Below are 15,981 nucleotides of genomic sequence, written 5' to 3'. Positions count from 1 at the left end.
TGTCCTGCTGGTCAGGCGCTGAGCATCGGGTGTGTCTCCAGTATCGCCTCGGGTATGGCGAAGGCGCGGGTGAGGGGCAGCGCGTGGGGCTCCAGGAAGCGGAGGACCGTGTCGACCGCGTCGGGCAGGTCCTCGACCTGATGGGCCGTCATCCGCCCGCGTGCCAGCAGGTCTCCGCTGTGCGCGGCGACCCGGCGCAGGGCGAACAGGGCGTGCAGCCCGCGCAGCAGGTCCGCCGGAAGCCCGGAGGGAACCTGATCAGCGGCGGTCAGCAGGGACTCAGCGGCGAGCCGGTGGACGTGGGCGTCGGCCAGCGCGACGGCGGGAGTCACGGTCGCGTTCCAGCGGGCCAGCGGGGATGCGGCGCGCTGCCGGAGCCGGGCTTTCGCACGGGTGTGGGAAATGCGCTCGATGTCGGCCAGGAGGTCCTGGAGGTACTGGGGGTCGGTCAGCTCCCGGTCCTCGGGCGCGAGCTCGCTCTCCGGCTTGAGGTCGACGCCGCCGAGCAGCATCTCGCCCCCGGCCTTCTCCATGATGACCTTGTTGTCGCCCTCGGCCGTGATCGTGCCCTCGATGGAGGCGAGCTGTAGCGCGATGCCGTTGGCCTGGATCAGGCCCTGGGCGCCGCACCGCTCGCGGCACTCGGTCATGACCGCGCGGGCCCGCCAGGTGATCCAGGCCTTGCTGATCGCCGTCAGCCGCTCGTACGCCTCGCGTTCCCCGCCGGTCGCCTGGTCCCACTGCCGCACGACCGACCGCTGGAGCAGCGTGGCGGCGTAGGTCGTCGCCGTGGCGTCGAGCAGCGGCGTGTGGTGGCCTCGGTGGGCGATCAGCGGCACGCGCTGCCCGTTCGTCATGCCCGAGGTGACCCGGACATGGGCGTAGCGCATGGCGACGTCGAGAGCGTGACGCATGACGCCGAGGCTGTGGGCGGTCATGCAGAGCTTGCCCATCGTGACCCGTCCGATGGACTGGAGGAACCGCCGACGGGGGCTGCCGAGCGTGCTGGTGAATTCGCCGTCCGGGGTGAGGTGGCCGTGGTCGCCCTGGAGAAGAGCGCTGTGCGGGAGGCGGACATCGTGGAACGTCGTGGCGCAGTGGTCGACGGGGCTGCTGGCCGTCTGGGGCAGCAGCCGTACCTCCACACCCGGCAACGGGCTGCCTTCGCTGTCGCTGAGCGGCACCAGGAACAGAAAGACGCCGTGGTCGGTGCCGTCGACGATCAGGCGGGCCGCGACGACGGCCCCCTTCGCCCCTCCGGCCGGGCCGGTGTTGGGCATGAACTTCTGCGACCCGGCATGCGGGGTGCGCAGCACGAATTCACGCGCCGCCCGGTCGAACGTCGCCGTGGTCTCCATATGCGCGGCGTCATTGCCATGGGCAACCTCGGTACAGAGGAACGTCCCTATGCGGTCCGCGCGGACGTACTCGCCCAGGTCGCGCCCGGCCGCCTCGTGGTCCGCCAGGCTCCCGAGGAAAAGGTTGTAGTGGATGGCGACGATAGTGGCCATGCCCGGGTCGACCGTACCCGCCCACTCGTGGACGGCGGTGAGTTCGACCGGATTGTTCGCGAGGACATAGGGAGCCTCTGCCGCCTCGTTGACGAGCCGGAGCCGGTCGTAGCTCAGGTCTATGCGTTCTCGGTGGGTCAGCCCCTCCTGGAAACGGAACGGGGAGGAGCTGAAGAGGTTCCTCCACCGGTCGTGGGTTGTGCCCAGCTGACCGGCGAACAAGACTTCGGCGAGCGCGGCGGAGACAGGCGAGGCGAAGGCGGGTGCGATATTCGGAATCTGAGAGGCAGTCACACTCGAGAAAACTAGCCTGATCGATCACGTCCGACGGAGTGATGATCAACACGATTGAGCTGGTCGAAAACACGGTAGCCGCCCGCTCCGTCCCTCGCTTCCACCCACACGGTGGCCGTTGGGCGCGATCACGGTCAGGGCCCGGGCGGGTCGCTCCGGCTCGAAACGCGATGTGAACCACACCCGGCGCCCCTGGGCGGGTCAACCATACGAAGGGCTCACCACATCCCGCGGGAAAGCGTAGGGAGCCTTTTCCCTCCGCGCGGCATCGAGCCAGGAACCCCGGACGCCATCGGAGTCCGCACGGCCGGGAAGGCGAGCGCGGTTTCGTCAGCCCGCTGTGCCGCACCACCTTCTCCGAGCACGGCGTGTGCGTGGTCGATGTGTGCCCATGCCCCCCTGACTCCGCACTTCAGGCGTTGGTCGACGCCGCGTAAGGAGCGTGACTCAGCGGGCTGACGAGTTCGGCGAGGGCATGTTCCAGGTCGTGGAGGTGGGCGAGGGCAGGCTCTGCCGCAGTGGAGCGATGCGCGGGGACGGGCGCTGTGGCGATCGCCCCGGGCCGGGGCGCGGTGAGGATCTCGACTGCGGACTGGACCCGCCAGCAGGCAGCCGCGAGGCGGGCGTCGTGCGAGGCGTCGGGGTCGGCGGCGACGAGAGCCAGGCTGCGGACCTCGCGGGCGCAGTCGTCGAGCAGGGCCAGGACTCTGCGGGCGCGAGCCTTGCGGGCGCGCAGCGGGTTGAGTGGGTGAACCAGGGGCGCGAGGGAGAGCCGTACCCGCCCCAGCAGGAGTTCGAGCTCAGCGATGTGGGGCTCGGGGTCGGCGCCCGGGGTGCCGGCAAGACGTGCGGCGGCCTGGGCGGTGCACGCGTGAACACAACTCAGTGCGCGCTGGATCCAGGAATGGGTCGTCGCGTGCGTGGTGACGGGAAGCACCAGCAGCACCGCGAAGACAGCCCCGATCGCCCCGACCCCGGTCTCCACCAGCCTCAGCACCAGCAGCCCAGGGTTCAGGACCCCGAGCAGTCCGTAGAGAAGGGAGACCATCAAGGTGACGGCGAAGATCATCCAGGAGTACGACACGGCGGCCGTGTAGAAGATCCCGAAGACGCACAGCGCCACCAGGATCGCCGTGCCCGTGAGGTCGCCGTGGAGGGGAATCGCGATGAGCAATCCGGCGGGAATTCCCAGAACGGTGCCCAGAACCCGGCGGAATCCGCGCACCAGGGTCTCACCGCGCGACGCGGTGTTCACGAAAATCCACCAGGCCGTGCCCACCGCCCAGTACCAGCGGTCCTGCGACAACACCTGCCCCGCCCCCAGAGCGAACGCGCACGCCACAGTCGCCTGTATCGCTTGGCGGGTCGTCACACGTTCCAGACCCCGCCCTCCCGCCGGAGCAGGCACAACCGCGGGCGGATAGCGGCGCTCGAAGCACCACAGACCGAAACGGACCGCCGAGGAGACCAGCAGGGAAAGAACGACAGCGGTGAAAAGCTCGGGCAACTGGGTGGGAGTGGCGTGCAGGAACTGGGCGATGAAGAACATCATGAACGCGAAGATCCCGAGAGCGTTCCCTCGAGGTCCCCACCGTCGCGCGAAGACTCCCGCACCGATCACTGCCAGGAAAGCCAGGTCCCGGACCAGCGGAACATCATGCAATCCACTCGCGAGCGCCAGCACCGGGAATCCGATCGCCGGCAACAGCGCGGTGGTCAGGCCCTGAGCACGGACGTCCGCATCCGTGACAGTGAAGAGGGCCAGCAGAGCGGCCAGGCCGCCCGTGATGGCCGCCACCAGCGAGTGCCCGGCAAGGCCGCACAGCGCGACCGCGAGGCTGATGCCGAGAACGCCACGGCCGGCGAAGCGCAGCCGCACCCGCCCCGGGTCCGGCGCCACGAGCACCCTCTTCAGCACGCTTCCGCCCCTTCCGCGTCTCCGCAGAACTCGCATGAAAAAGGCGCCGCGGAAGTCCGCAGCGCCATCGATGGATCCATTGCAGCATCTATCGGGCTCTTGGATCAAATCGAAAGGATAACTATGTACCAATGGCCCAACATATCTCTCGAACGCTCAACCAATAGCATGCCAACGGACCACTCGGAACGGGCAGCGCTCCCCGACCGCCGCACGCAGGGGACCGGACGGCTGGGTTCCGGTGCGGGGCGAGGGGGATGAGTACGCGTACTCATCCCCGGACGGTGCGGGCGGCGCACGATGCCGACATGGACATGGACATGCGCGCGGACGGAATCCGGGACGAGCGTGAACCGCGGAGCGGAGCGGCGAACCTCCTGGTGTTCCTGGCCCTTCTGCCGTTCGACGCGCTCGTCGGCGGCTACGCCTGGCTCGTGGTCGGCATGGGCGGCTGGGCCGCCGCGCACAACGGTACGGAAGCCGCCGTTCCGATGGTGGAGCTGGTGGGGAGCGGCGGCGTGCTGGCGGCTGTGGTGCCCGCCCTGTGCTGGGGACGGTACTGGGGCGCCGCCATGGCCCAGTTCGTCCTGACGGCCGCGCTGATGGTCTGGTTGTCGTCTCCCTACGGCTGACGCGCCGCCGTAGGGCCTCGGCGCCGCGGGGTCCCTCGCCCTGGGTACAGTCGGGGCCGCACCGGACGGCTCGGAAGGAGATCTGCGGATCATGACGGTGGACGCTCTCGACACCCGGATCCTGCGCCTGTTGATCGAGCAGCCGCGAACCAGCGTCCGTGAGTACGCGCGCATCCTCGGCGTGGCCCGCGGCACCCTGCAGGCCCGGCTCGACCGGCTGGAGCGCGACGGGGTGATCACCGGTACCGGGCCGACCCTCTCCCCCGCCGCGCTCGGCCATCCCGTGCTCGCTTTCGTCCACCTGGAGGTCACGCAGGGGCATCTGGTCGAGGTCGGCGACGCTCTGGCGGCCGTGCCCGAGATCATCGAGGCGTTCTCGACGACGGGCGGAGGCGATCTGCTGACCCGCGTCGTCGCCCGGGACGCCGGGCACCTGGAAGACGTGATCCAGCGGCTGATCCAGCTCCCGGGGGTCGTCAGGACGCGGACCGATGTGGCGCTGCGCGAGCGGGTGGCGCACCGGGTGCTGCCGCTGGTGGAATCCGTGGGGCGGGCGGCGGGCGACCGGGACCGGTCGGGTCCCGCACCCGGGTAGGGGTGACCCTCCTGTGCTCGGGGCGGTCCTCGCGGGGACCGGGATCGACGCGTACATCCCGCTGTACGTCTCCGCCGAGGAGGTCGCGCACGGCAAGCCGGAGCCGGACGAGTTCCTGGAGACGGCACAGCGGATGGAGGCGGAGCCGGCGGACCGCGTGGGGCTGGAGGACGCCCCGCCCGGAGCGGCGGCCGGCCACGCGGCGGGCATGCGGCGCTTCGCCGTCCCCATACGTGCCGGGGACCGCGTCCGACCCGGCGTTCGAGACCGCCGACCTGCTGTTCACGGGCGGGCAGTCGGCGTTCAGGGCCGATGTCGCGTACCACCGGCTGCTCGGCTGAACCGGGGTCCGGCGGGCGCTCCCGGCGCCGGGGCGGGCGAGGAGGGGTATCGGGCCGTCAGCAGAGCCCGGCGAAAGGGCCGTCGGGGCATCGGGGCTCCGCCGGACCGATATCCTGATGATGTCGTTCGCCGCTCCGCCCAGGACTCCGCCGGAGACCGGGAACCACGGGGGCCGGCAGCCGGAGCGGGCCACAATTCGAGATAGGTGTACAGGTGCTGGTAGCTGGTCGGTACCGATTGGTATCCCCCATCGGTCGTGGCGGCATGGGCGAGGTGTGGCGCGCCACGGACGAGGTGCTGGGGCGCGCCGTGGCCGTGAAGCTGCTGCTGGGGGACCAGGCGGATGCCTCGTCGACCGCCCGCTTCCGATTGGAGGCGCAGACCGCCGCCAGGTTGAGCCATCCGCACCTGGTGGCCGTGTTCGACTTCGGCGCCTGGGAGGACCGGTTCTTCCTGGTGATGGAGCTGGTCGAGGGGCAGAGCCTCGGGGACCTGCTGGCCGCCCAGGAGCGGGTCCATCCCGAACAGGTCGCCCTGATCGCGGGCCAGGCGGCCGCCGGGCTGGCCGCCGCGCACCGCCAGGGCATCGTCCACCGCGACATCAAGCCGGGCAACCTGATGCTGGACGCGGACGGCTCGGTGAAGATCGGCGACTTCGGGATCGCCCAGTTCGTCGACGATCCCTCGACCGCGCTGACGACGGCCGGTCACATCGTCGGCACGAGCCTCTACTTGGCCCCCGAGCGGGCGCTGGGACGTACCGCCGACTCCGCTTCCGACATGTACTCCCTGGGCTGCGTCGTCTATCAACTGCTTCTCGGGCAGCCGCCGTTCAAGTCCGACACCGCGACCGCCACGCTGTATCAGCATGTCGACACCCCGCCGGTCCCGCTGCGGCAGCGCGGCGTGGAGATCTCCGCCGCCTTCGACTCCTATCTCCTCGGCCTGCTGGCCAAGCAGCCCGAGGAGCGGCCCACCGCGCAGCAGGTCTCCGACTGGTTCCGCACCGACGCCTGGCGCGGCCGGCCGGAGCCCCTCCCCATGCAGACGCCCACGTCCCACCGGGCGTCCGCCCCCATGGCACCGGGGCCCTCCCCCGCCGGGCCCCCGGCGCCGGTCGGCCCGACGACGTACCGGCTTCCGGGGCCCACGGGGCGAAGACGGCAGGCGCCGACCCGGTCGGCTCCGGCCCGTCGTCGCAGCACCCGTGAGGCGATACGGCGTCGGCCCAGGGTGGCCAGCCTCATCGCGGGCACGGCGACGTTCCTGGCCGCCGTGTATCTAGGAATGATCCTTTTCTCCCCGGACTCCAGCTCTGCCGGAACGCCGGATCAGAGTCCCTCCCCGGGCCCCTCGCAGGACGTCCGCGAAGGCGGCGGACAGCAGCAGGACCAACAAGGCCGGCAGGACGGCGGCCGGCAGAGCGGGGACGACGAGCAGGACGACTGAGTCCCGCCCGCTCCTCCCCGCCCGCTCCGGTGCCGCCCTTCGTCACCAGCGGTCGTGGACCTCCGCGCGGATCGACCGGTCGTACAGATCCCGCACCGCGTCCAGCATGGACTGCGGCAGCGGCGGCGGGGCAGCCGCCGCCGCGTCAAGGCTGACGACTCATCGTGCGCTTCGTCCCGGGCAGCCGCACAGTGGAGACACGGACCGGCGAGACCGGCCGGAGCCACGAAGGGAGCACGACGTGGAGAACGACGGCACACCGCGACCCCACTTCGTCGTGCAGATCCACGACGCGCGACGCCCGCACTTCGATTTCCGGCTGGAGGTCGACGGAGCACTGAAGTCCTGGGCGGTGCCGCGCGGACCCTCGGAGAACCCCAGCGACCGCCGGCTCGCCGTACCGACGGAGGATCACGCTCTGGAGTACCGCGAGTTCGAAGGGGTCATCCCCCGGGGCGAATCCGGCAGCGGCACGGTCATCGTCTGGGACCAGGGCACCTACCGGCCGCTCGGGCACGACGGACAGGGCGGCTCGGTCCCCTTCGCCGAGTCCCTCACGCTCGGCCATGCGACGTTCTGGCTGTACGGGGCGAAGCTGCACGGCGAGTTCGCGCTGACCCGCATCCAGAAGGGCGACGAGCCGGACAGCGGCGGCCACGAGGCATGGCTGCTGATCAAGGCCGACGACCACCTCGCCGTTCGCGGCAGGCCCGGTTCCCCCGACCCGTACCACGCCCGGTCCGCCCGTACGGGGCGCACGCTGCACCAGGTCGCCGCGGCGGCGTCCCGGGGGCCCGGGGGCTGACCGCACATCCTCGGGTGACGCTCGTGTGGCCCGTCAGGCCCCCGTGCCGGAGATCTCGGCGAGCACGTCCGCGCAGAGGGGCCGCCGGTCGGGCCGGGCGCGGAACCCACCCTCGGCGGTGCTACCGGCCAGGCCGAGCCAGTGGCCCAACAGGGCTTGGGCCGCCGGGCGTTCGTGGGCGGCAACGGTGTCCGGGGAATCGGGCAACAGGCGTGCCACCAGGGCAAGATGCCCGACCCGACCCCGCCCACGGCGTCCGGGGTGTCCGGGGTGTCCACACGTTCGACGAGGAGGGTGAGGCCCAGGTGCCGAATCCGGGGTGCGGGGTTCGGTGCGCGATGTGCGGTGTGCGGTGTGCGGTGTGCGGGACCATCCGGCCGAGCAGTTCCGGCGGGAAGGCAGCGGCGCCGAGCGAGCAGAGCGGCGTCGGCCCGGTCGAGGGCGTCGATGATCGTTTCGCCCGGCGGGGCGGTCACCGACGGAGCGTGGACGGCCGGTTCACCCGGTCGCCTGAAGTTTTCCGACGCCGGTACCGCCCCGGCCCGTCCTGATCGATGATGTTGCCCTGGGCCGCCGCCGCCCCGGCAGGAGCAACGGCCGTTGGGACGAAGGGGTTGTGATGCGGGAACTGCCACCGGACCCGACAACGACGGACGCACGGCAAGCTCCCACTACGGGAGACGCCCGGAAGGTGACCCGTACCGAAGACGCGCGGGAGGTGCCCCGTAACGGTGAGGACGCCCAGGTGATCGTGGTGGGGGCGGGACCCGCCGGCTCCTCGGCCGCGTATCACCTGGCGCGGGCCGGTGTGGACGTGATCCTGCTGGAGAAGGCCCGCTTCCCCCGGGAGAAGGTGTGCGGCGACGGTCTCACCCCGCGCGCGGTGCACCAGCTCATCCGGATGGGCGTCGACATCACCGCACCGGGCTGGACGCGTGTCCGCGGTATGCGCTGGGTGGCCGGGGAGCACCGGGTGCACATCGACTGGCCCGCGCTGGGCCGCTATCCGGATTTCGGGCTCTCCCGCAGCCGGCACGATTTCGACGACATCCTGGCCCGGCACGCCGTGGCGGCCGGGGCCCGGCTGTACAGCGGCTGGAAAGCGGAGCGCCCGCTGACGGACCGGGCGGGCCGGGTCACGGGGGTCTCCGCCTCCTCGGACTCCCCGGACGTCCCGGAGGCGGTCGACTTCCGCGCGCCGGTCGTCATCGCCGCCGACGGGGCATCCGCCCGCCTCGCCCTGGCGCTGGGTCTGGAGCGGGATCCCCGGCGGCAGATCGCGACGGCCGCCCGGCGCTACTACCGCAGCCCCGAACGGTCCCAGGAGGAGTACCTGGAGCTGTGGGCCGACCTCCGATTCCCGGACGGGGGCCCGTACCTTCCCGGCTACGGCTGGATCTTCCCGATGGGAGACGGCCGGGTCAACGTCGGGCTCGGGGCGCTTCCCCACCGGTGGCACGGCAAGGCGGACCTGCGCACCACCCTGGACCAGTGGCTGGCCCGGACCCCGGAGGAGTGGGGACTGCGCGAGGAGAACGCGGAGGGCCCGGTCCGCAGCGCCGCCCTGCCCCTCGGCTTCAACCGCCATCCGCTGTACGCGCGAGGACTTCTCCTGGTCGGCGACTCCGGCGGGATGGTCAGCCCCTGGAACGGCGAGGGCATCGCGCAGGCGATGGAGGCGGGCGAGGTCGCCGCCGGGACCGCGGCCCTCGCCCTGGCCCACCCCCGAGGGCCCCGCCGCGAACAGGTGCTGCGCGGTTACCCGGTGGAGATGAACCGCCGCTGGGGCCGCTACTACCGGCTGGGCAACACCGCCGCCGACCTGATCTTCAGCCGCTCGGGTTTTCAACCGGTGCTCAACCGGTACGTCATGGGATCGCCGTTCCTCCTCAACACGCTGGCCCGACTGCTCACCGACCTGACGGACAAGCCCTCGCGCGATGTGATCGACCACGTCCTCAACACGGCGTTTCGCCTCGTCCCTGCCCCGAGGCCGGCCCTGCGTCCGGGCCCGCATCCGGGCCTGCGCGGCGGCCGGCCCGGCAAGCGCTGACAGCCGGCGGGGACAGAAGTCGCGCGCGGCCCGTCATCCCGCGGACCTGTCGATTCATCGACCCGCCCGCCTCGCCCTCCGGAACCGGCTCGCGGATTCGATCCGGCCGGTCTCGACGCCGCGTTCACGGATCACGCCGTCGTGAAGCGGCCCGGTCGCCGGCGACATCGAGACGGCGGCGTTCCCCGCTGCCGAGGAGAGCCGGGAGGGGCCGGCCGCCGAGGCCCGGACGCTGGTGGCGTCTCTCGTCGACCGTGAACCGGAGGTCCACCCGGCGCCACGGGCACGGGTGGACCCCTCTCCCTGGCGCCACCGTGCGGCTGTTGCCCGGCGGTTGAGGGTGTCGTCCGATCACCGGCCCCGGACACAGTTGCTCTACAGCCCTGTAGATTGAGTACGCCGGGCCCGTCAGGGGCCGGGCCGGCTCAGCGTCCGCTCCGCCCCAGAGAAAGCAGCGACCATGTTCGGGATCGGCGAACTCACCATCCTTCTCCTGGTGATCGTGGCGGTGCTGGCCGTCAAGCGGCTGCCGGACCTCACGAGGTCGGCCGGAAAGGCCGCGCGCATCCTCAAGAGCGAGAAGCGGGCACTCAAGGACGAGGACGGCGATGGCCCTCGGCACTCTCCCCACGTCATCCGCGGGGAGAGTGCCGAGCGGTCCCAGCGGGACAACCAGGGCGGGCGGGACGCCTAAAGGGCGTCCTCGGGGGGCGTCGGCGGGTGCAGCAGCCGGGCGAGCAGGTCGTCCAGGCTGACCAGTCCGGTGAGCCCGCCCTCCGCGTCGCGTACGACGGCGATCGTGGAACGCCGTTCGCGCAACTGCTCCACCGCGTGTGCCGCGGTAGCGTCCGGGGCCAGTTCCGGAACGGGACGGGCCAGGTCGCGGGCGAGGACGTTCCGGCCTCCGGCGCGGGCCACGAGGGCGTCCCGGGCGTGCACCGATCCGAGGATCTCCTCCCCGTCCCGTACCAGCAGACGGGTGCGGTCTGCCTCGGCGGCGGTGGCCAGGATCTGTTCGAGGCCGGCGTCCGCCGGGACCGTCGCGATGCGCTCCACGGGGGTCCGGAGGGTGGAGACCGGAGTCCCCGGCTCGGTCAGGGACCGGGTCATCAGTCCGGAGTCGCCCTTGCTGATCAGCCCGAGGCGCTCGGACTCCTCGATCAGATGGGTGAGCTGGTCGCGGTTGTGCACCGAGGCGAGTTCGTCGCGCGGGGCGACCCGGCACAGCCGCACAAGGGCGTTGCTGATCGCGTTCAGCAGCCGGATCAGCGGGCGTACGGCGCCCACCACGGCACGGAAAGCCGGGCTCAGCAGCATCGCGGAGCGCTCCGGGTGGGCGATGGCCCAGGATTTCGGGGCCATCTCTCCGATCACCATGTGCAGGAAGACGACGACGATCATCGCCAGCGCGAAGGCGATGCCGTAACTGAGGGCCTCGGGCAGTCCGAGCCGCTCCAGCAGCGGGTCCAGTTCGTGGGAGATCGCGGGCTTGGACACGGAGCCCAGGCCCAGGGTGCAGATGGTGATGCCGAGCTGGGCCCCCGCGAGCATCAGCGACAGCTCGCGCATCCCGTCGAGCGCGGCCCTGGCCCCGCGCTGCCCCCGGGCGGCGGCCTGTTCCATGCGGTGCCGTTTGGAGGCGACCAGGGCGAATTCGGCGGCGACGAAGAATCCGCTGCCGATGAGAAGCAGGACCGTCACGAAGAGCGCCATGGGGAAGCTCATGCCTGCGGCTCCTGTTCGGTGGGTCCGGTGCGTTCGCCGGGTCCGGTGCGTTCGGTGTGTCCGGTGCGTTCAGTGGGGCCGGCGGGCTCAGAGGGGCCGGCGGGCCCGATAGGTCCCGTGGGTCCGGCGGGCCCGGTAGGTCCCGTGGGTTCGATGCGGACGTACTCGGCGACGTGCCGGTCGAGGGTGCGGACCTCGATCCGGACCGCGCCGACGGTGAGCCGGTCGCCCACGGTGGGGAAGCGTCCGAGCCGGTCGATGATCAGTCCGGCCAAGGTGTCGTAGTCGTCGCTCTCCTGGGGCAGGACGACGCCGGTGGCCTCCTCGACCTCGTCGAGGCGGCGGCCCGCGTCCACGATCCAGCCGGAGCCGTCGGCGACCGCGAGTTCGACGACGGTGTCGGACTCGTCGGCGATGTCCCCGACGAGTTCCTCGGCGATGTCCTCGTACGTGACGATCCCGGCCAGGCCGCCGTGCTCGTCCAGGACGACGGCGAACTCGTCGTCGCGCTCGCGCATCTGCGCGACCGCCGCCGGAAGCCTGAGGAGCTCCGGCAGCAGGAGGGGGCGGCGGGCCAGGGAGCCGACGGTGGTGCGCCCGACGTCGTCGGCGGGCAGCCGCATGAGCTCCCGCACGCCCAGGACTCCGGCGGGGTCGTCCGGGTGGTCGCCGAGCACCGGGTAGTTGGAGTGCCCGTGCCGGGCGATCAGCTCGACGGCCTCGGCGGCGAGGGCGTCCCTGCGGACGAACGCCACGTCGGCGCGCGGGATCATCACCTCGCCGAGGTTCCGTTCGGAGAACTCCAGCGCGTGGTCCATGAGTTCGGCCGTGGCGGCCGGGAGTTCGCCCTGTTCGCGGGATTCGCCGATGAGGTGGCCCAGCTCCTCCAGGGTCGCGCCGTGGTGGAGCTCCTCGACCGGTTCGATGCCGATGCGGCGCAGCAGCCGGTTGGCGACGCCGTCGAAGACGTGGACCACGGGGCCAACGATCCGCAGATAGATGAGAGTGGAGGAAGCGAGGGACTTCGCCATGGACTCGGGCACGGCCAGGGCGAGGTTCTTGGGGGCGAGTTCGCCGAGGACCATCTGGATGACGGTCGCCACCACGAACGACAGCACCACGGAGATACCCGAGACCAGTCCGTCGGTCAGGCCCGTGCCACTCAGGGCGGGCCGCAGGAGGGCGGAGACGGACGGTTCCGCGAGGAAGCCGACGACGAGTCCCGTGACGGTGATGCCGAGCTGCGCGCCGGACAGCATGAAGGAGAGCCGCTCCAGCACCCTCACCGCGCGGGCGGCCCTCTTGTCCCCGGCCGCGGCCTCCCGGCCTAGGGTCAGCCGGTCCGCGGAGACGTACGCGAACTCCTGGGCCACGAAGTAGCCGGTCCCGGCGGTGAGGACGAACACGGCCAGCAGACCGAGCAGGGCGGAGGTCATCGGCCACCCGCCCCGCGCGGGAGGCGGCGGGCGGCCCCGCCGGGGGCCGCGGGTCGGTGACGGTGGGGGTCAGGCCCTGAGGGGCCCGGACTGGCGGACAACGCGTGGCTCCTGTCCGGCTGGGTTCTCCAGCCATGGAATCGAGTGGGACGCACTCCGGCGGGAGGTGAGCACCCGGGCATGATTCTGCATGCCGGGCGGGTGGAGAAACGCCGTCGACGGGGCCCGCGTTCCGCGGCTGATGAACTCTACAGCCCTGTAGCGACAGGCGTCGGGCGGATCTTCGCCACGCGGACCGGATGCTCGCCCGAGGGGCGCCCGGGCCGTGGGCTACAGCGGTGTCGCCGCCTCCAGGACGAGGAACAGCGCGACGGCCGCGTTCAGCGCGGACAGCGCGGAGACGGTCGTGCCCGCCGCGGCGACGAGCGCGGCGACTCCGGCCGGGGTGAGGGCGGGGGGCCAGCCCCGGTCCGGCGGTACCGGGCCCAGCAGCGCCGCCACCCGTCGCGGTACCGGCCCCGCCGCGGCGAAGGCGGCGAAGGCCGCGCCGCCGGGCACCGGGCGGGAGACGAGCGCCGCCTTGCCGACCGCGCGTGCGGTCAGCCGGCGGTCGCCGGTGACCCGGGCCGCCTCCTCGTCCGCCCAGCGCTCCGTGCTGTAGACCAGGGCCCCGAGCAGCGGCCACAGCAGCGGGTTGACACATCCGGCCAGCCGGGTCGCGAGCAGCAACCGGTGGTGGCGGCCCGCCAGATGGGCGCGTTCATGGGCGAACAGCGCCCGGTGTTCGGCCGGTTCGAGGGAGGCGAGGAGAGCTGTGGAGACCATCACCCGCCCCGGGGAGCCGGGGAGCGCGTAGGCGTACGGGACGTCGTCGGGCAGTACGGCGACATCGCCGCCCGGCAGGCCCGCGAGCGCCCGGTGGGCCCGTGCCCGGAAGCGGTAGTGACGGTGGACGGTGAGTCCGCAGGCCGCCGTCACGACGACGAGCGCGAGGATGGACGCCTTGCCCGCGAACGCGTCGTGCGGCACGGCCTCGCGGACCTCGGCGTCGGACCAGCCGTCGGGCAGCGGGTTGCCGGGCAGCTGGGCCGTGCCCACCACCACCAGCAGACCGAGGCACACCAGGCTGCAGGAGGCGAGGATCACGGCGACGGTGGTCAGCAGCCGGGCGGCCCTGCGGGGGTGCAGGTGCTGTTCGGCCAGGCGCGCGATCGGCAACGCGGTCAGGGGCAGCACGAGGGGCAGGTAGACGAAGACGCCCATCGTCAGCGCTCCGGCCGGTCCGAGGACGTGCCGGTGCCGTCGGGACCGCTCTCGGCGAGCAGGGCCCGCAGCAGGTCCTCGTCGTGCGAGGAGAGGACGGAGACGAAGCTGGAGAGCACCGCGTCGCGGTCGCTCTGCTTGTCGAGGAGCCGGCGCATCCGCAGCGCGGCGAGCCCCGCCTCGTCCGCCACCGGCTCCCACAGGACGGGGCGGCCCCGTCCGGTGCGTGTGACCGCCTGCTTGGCGTGCAGACGTGTCAGGATCGTGATCACGGTGCTGTACGACAGGCCCGCGCCGAGCCGCTCCAGCACCCAGGCGGCGGTCACCGGCTCGTTCGCCCCGCCCAGTACCGACAGCACCTGGGCCTCCAGCTCGCCCTGGCCACGCCTGCGGGCGGGCGATTCCCGCTCGCCACCGGCTCCTTCGGCGTCCACGGCCCGACCCCTCTCTCCCTGTCCGTCCGCCCGGCTTTCTCCGTTCGGCCGCCCGGCGGTGGCGTTTCGCCTGCCGGGTGTCGGGAAATCGTATCCAGCCGGCGGAGGTACCGCCCACCGGCCGGGGCCGGGCCGCCCGCCCCCTGGCCCCGAAAATCTACAGTGCTGTAGATTTTCTTGTGGTCGCCAGAGTGTCCGCGCCGTCACCCGTGGCGTGGCCGCCACCACGTGAACACCCGTCACCGCACAAGGGAGAACATCATGGGCGTGAGCCTCGCCAAGGGCGGAAACGTCTCGCTGAGCAAGGAGGCCCCGGGGCTGACCGCGATCCTCGTCGGTCTCGGCTGGGACGTCCGCACGACCACCGGCACCGACTACGACCTGGACGCGAGCGCGCTGCTCTGCGACGAGGCGGGCAAGGTGCTGTCCAACGAGCACTTCATCTTCTACAACAACCTCAAGAGCCCCGACGGGTCGGTCGAGCACACCGGCGACAACCTCACCGGTGAGGGCGAGGGCGATGACGAGATCGTCAAGGTCGACCTCGCCTCGGTGCCCGCGACCGTCGCGAAGATCGTGTTCCCGGTCTCGATCCACGACGCGGAGAGCCGGGGTCAGAGCTTCGGCCAGGTGCGCAACGCGTACATCCGGGTGGTGAACCAGGCGGGCGGCGCGGAGATCGCGCGCTACGACCTGAGCGAGGACGCCTCCACCGAGACCGCGATGGTCTTCGGCGAGCTGTACCGGCACGGCGCCGAGTGGAAGTTCCGCGCGGTCGGGCAGGGTTACGCATCCGGCCTGAGCGGCATCGTCGCCGACTTCGGCGTCAGCCTCTGAGCCGCCGGGATCCGGACGCGCACGCCCCTACCGAAGTCACCCCAGGCACCCAGTCACCGAAGGCGGAACGATGACGATCAACCTCACCAAGGGCCAGCAGGTCAGCCTCACCAAGTCCGGCGGCGGCGAACTCGGCCTCGTACGCATGGGTCTGGGCTGGAAGTCCGCTCCCCGTAAGGGATTCCTGGCGCGGCTGACCGCCCGCGAGATCGACCTGGACGCCTCGGCGGTGCTCTTCGCGGGCCAGGCCCCGCAGGACGTGGTCTTCTTCCAGCACCTGACCAGTGACGACGGTTCGGTCCAACACACCGGGGACAACCGGGTCGGCGGGGCGGGCCAGGGCGGTGACGACGAGTCCATCGTCGTCGACCTGCGACGCGTGCCGGTCCATGTGGACCAGATCGTCTTCACGGTGAACTCGTTCACCGGCCAGACCTTCGAGGAGGTCGAGGCGGCCTTCTGCCGTCTGGTCGACGAGAGCAACGGCCAGGAGCTGGCCCGGTACACCCTGACCGGCGGCGGGCGGCACACCGCCCAGATCATGGCCAAGGTCCAGCGGTCCGGATCGGGCTGGCAGATGACCGCGATCGGCGCGGCGGCGGACGGGCGGACCTTCCAGGACCTCATGCCCGCGGTCACGCAGCACCTCTAGAGAACCCTTCGAGTACGTCTCGAACGCCTCCCCGG

Annotated in this window: 15 protein-coding genes and 2 pseudogenes; 9 read left to right on the top strand and 8 right to left on the bottom strand. The window is 71.7% G+C overall.

Going from position 1 to position 15,981, the window contains the following annotated elements; all coding sequences use genetic code 11:
- Positions 1–11: 11 nt before the first annotated feature.
- Both ACZ60Q_RS23570 and ACZ60Q_RS23565 read right to left on the bottom strand, forming a co-directional pair.
- Positions 12–1,805 (bottom strand): acyl-CoA dehydrogenase family protein, encoded by a 1,794-nt coding sequence (locus ACZ60Q_RS23570; protein ID WP_469637942.1) that lies wholly within the window; start codon positions 1,803–1,805, stop codon positions 12–14.
- A 412-nt stretch (positions 1,806–2,217) separates the two neighbouring features.
- Complete coding sequence (locus tag ACZ60Q_RS23565) at positions 2,218–3,723, bottom strand: FUSC family protein (RefSeq protein WP_469637940.1); 1,506 nt, start codon at positions 3,721–3,723, stop codon at positions 2,218–2,220.
- 308 nt (positions 3,724–4,031) lie between these two features.
- On the opposite strand from ACZ60Q_RS23565, the gene ACZ60Q_RS23560 reads away from it, so the two are divergent.
- The 4 genes and pseudogenes from ACZ60Q_RS23560 (at position 4,032) to ACZ60Q_RS23545 (ending at position 6,741) form a co-directional block, all read left to right on the top strand.
- The gene (locus ACZ60Q_RS23560) at positions 4,032–4,355 is read left to right on the top strand and encodes a hypothetical protein (protein ID WP_469637938.1); all 324 of its coding nucleotides are present in this window, start codon (positions 4,032–4,034) and stop codon (positions 4,353–4,355) included.
- 91 nt (positions 4,356–4,446) lie between these two features.
- On the top strand, positions 4,447–4,950 hold the full coding sequence (locus tag ACZ60Q_RS23555; RefSeq protein WP_469637935.1) for an Lrp/AsnC family transcriptional regulator: 504 nt from the start codon (positions 4,447–4,449) through the stop codon (positions 4,948–4,950).
- Between the two features lie 16 nt (positions 4,951–4,966).
- Positions 4,967–5,291: pseudogene (locus tag ACZ60Q_RS23550) on the top strand (HAD-IA family hydrolase); the annotation flags it as partial.
- Between the two features lie 265 nt (positions 5,292–5,556).
- Positions 5,557–6,741, top strand: a complete 1,185-nt coding sequence (locus ACZ60Q_RS23545; protein WP_469637933.1) for a serine/threonine-protein kinase — start codon at positions 5,557–5,559, stop codon at positions 6,739–6,741.
- Between the two features lie 42 nt (positions 6,742–6,783).
- Here ACZ60Q_RS23545 and ACZ60Q_RS23540 read toward each other — a convergent pair.
- Positions 6,784–6,888, bottom strand: a pseudogene (locus ACZ60Q_RS23540) (aldo/keto reductase); the annotation flags it as partial.
- Here ACZ60Q_RS23540 and ACZ60Q_RS23535 point away from each other — a divergent pair.
- Positions 6,848–7,546 (top strand): DNA polymerase ligase N-terminal domain-containing protein, encoded by a 699-nt coding sequence (locus ACZ60Q_RS23535; protein WP_469637930.1) that lies wholly within the window; start codon positions 6,848–6,850, stop codon positions 7,544–7,546. The pseudogene ACZ60Q_RS23540 and the gene ACZ60Q_RS23535 sit on opposite strands and share 41 nt — an antisense overlap.
- Positions 7,547–7,579: 33 nt before the next feature.
- Here the strand turns inward: ACZ60Q_RS23535 and ACZ60Q_RS23530 are convergent, their stop codons facing one another.
- Complete coding sequence (locus ACZ60Q_RS23530) at positions 7,580–7,765, bottom strand: hypothetical protein (protein WP_469637925.1); 186 nt, start codon at positions 7,763–7,765, stop codon at positions 7,580–7,582.
- 400 nt (positions 7,766–8,165) lie between these two features.
- Between ACZ60Q_RS23530 and ACZ60Q_RS23525 the strand changes: the two genes are divergently transcribed.
- Both ACZ60Q_RS23525 and ACZ60Q_RS23520 read left to right on the top strand, forming a co-directional pair.
- Positions 8,166–9,599 carry a geranylgeranyl reductase family protein gene (locus ACZ60Q_RS23525; protein WP_469637922.1) on the top strand — a complete coding sequence of 478 codons (1,434 nt, stop codon included), beginning with the start codon at positions 8,166–8,168 and terminating at the stop codon, positions 9,597–9,599.
- Between the two features lie 460 nt (positions 9,600–10,059).
- Positions 10,060–10,293: a twin-arginine translocase TatA/TatE family subunit gene (locus tag ACZ60Q_RS23520; RefSeq protein WP_469637919.1), complete on the top strand. Its 234-nt coding sequence runs from the start codon at positions 10,060–10,062 to the stop codon at positions 10,291–10,293.
- On the opposite strand, the gene ACZ60Q_RS23515 is transcribed toward ACZ60Q_RS23520, so the two are convergent.
- The 4 genes from ACZ60Q_RS23515 to ACZ60Q_RS23500 form a co-directional block, all read right to left on the bottom strand.
- Entirely contained in the window at positions 10,290–11,324 is a 1,035-nt protein-coding gene (locus ACZ60Q_RS23515; protein WP_469637916.1) for a hemolysin family protein, read from the bottom strand. The two genes, ACZ60Q_RS23520 and ACZ60Q_RS23515, sit on opposite strands and share 4 nt — an antisense overlap.
- Positions 11,321–12,760: a hemolysin family protein gene (locus ACZ60Q_RS23510; RefSeq protein ID WP_469637913.1), complete on the bottom strand. Its 1,440-nt coding sequence runs from the start codon at positions 12,758–12,760 to the stop codon at positions 11,321–11,323. The genes ACZ60Q_RS23515 and ACZ60Q_RS23510 overlap by 4 nt, the downstream gene beginning before the upstream one ends.
- Before the next feature lie 330 nt (positions 12,761–13,090).
- Positions 13,091–14,023 (bottom strand): M56 family metallopeptidase, encoded by a 933-nt coding sequence (locus tag ACZ60Q_RS23505; RefSeq protein ID WP_469637910.1) that lies wholly within the window; start codon positions 14,021–14,023, stop codon positions 13,091–13,093.
- Positions 14,024–14,025: 2 nt separating this feature from the next.
- Positions 14,026–14,457 carry a BlaI/MecI/CopY family transcriptional regulator gene (locus ACZ60Q_RS23500; protein WP_469637907.1) on the bottom strand — a complete coding sequence of 144 codons (432 nt, stop codon included), beginning with the start codon at positions 14,455–14,457 and terminating at the stop codon, positions 14,026–14,028.
- Between the two features lie 261 nt (positions 14,458–14,718).
- On the opposite strand from ACZ60Q_RS23500, the gene ACZ60Q_RS23495 reads away from it, so the two are divergent.
- Complete coding sequence (locus ACZ60Q_RS23495) at positions 14,719–15,294, top strand: TerD family protein (protein ID WP_032792079.1); 576 nt, start codon at positions 14,719–14,721, stop codon at positions 15,292–15,294.
- A 70-nt stretch (positions 15,295–15,364) separates the two neighbouring features.
- Positions 15,365–15,946, top strand: a complete 582-nt coding sequence (locus ACZ60Q_RS23490; RefSeq protein ID WP_469637904.1) for a TerD family protein — start codon at positions 15,365–15,367, stop codon at positions 15,944–15,946.
- Positions 15,947–15,981 lie beyond the last annotated feature (35 nt).

The sequence above is a fragment of the Streptomyces sp. NPDC104313 genome (assembly GCF_055583985.1).
The sequence above is the reverse complement of the archived record's forward strand: the minus strand, read 5'-3'. Positions and strand labels throughout refer to the sequence as shown.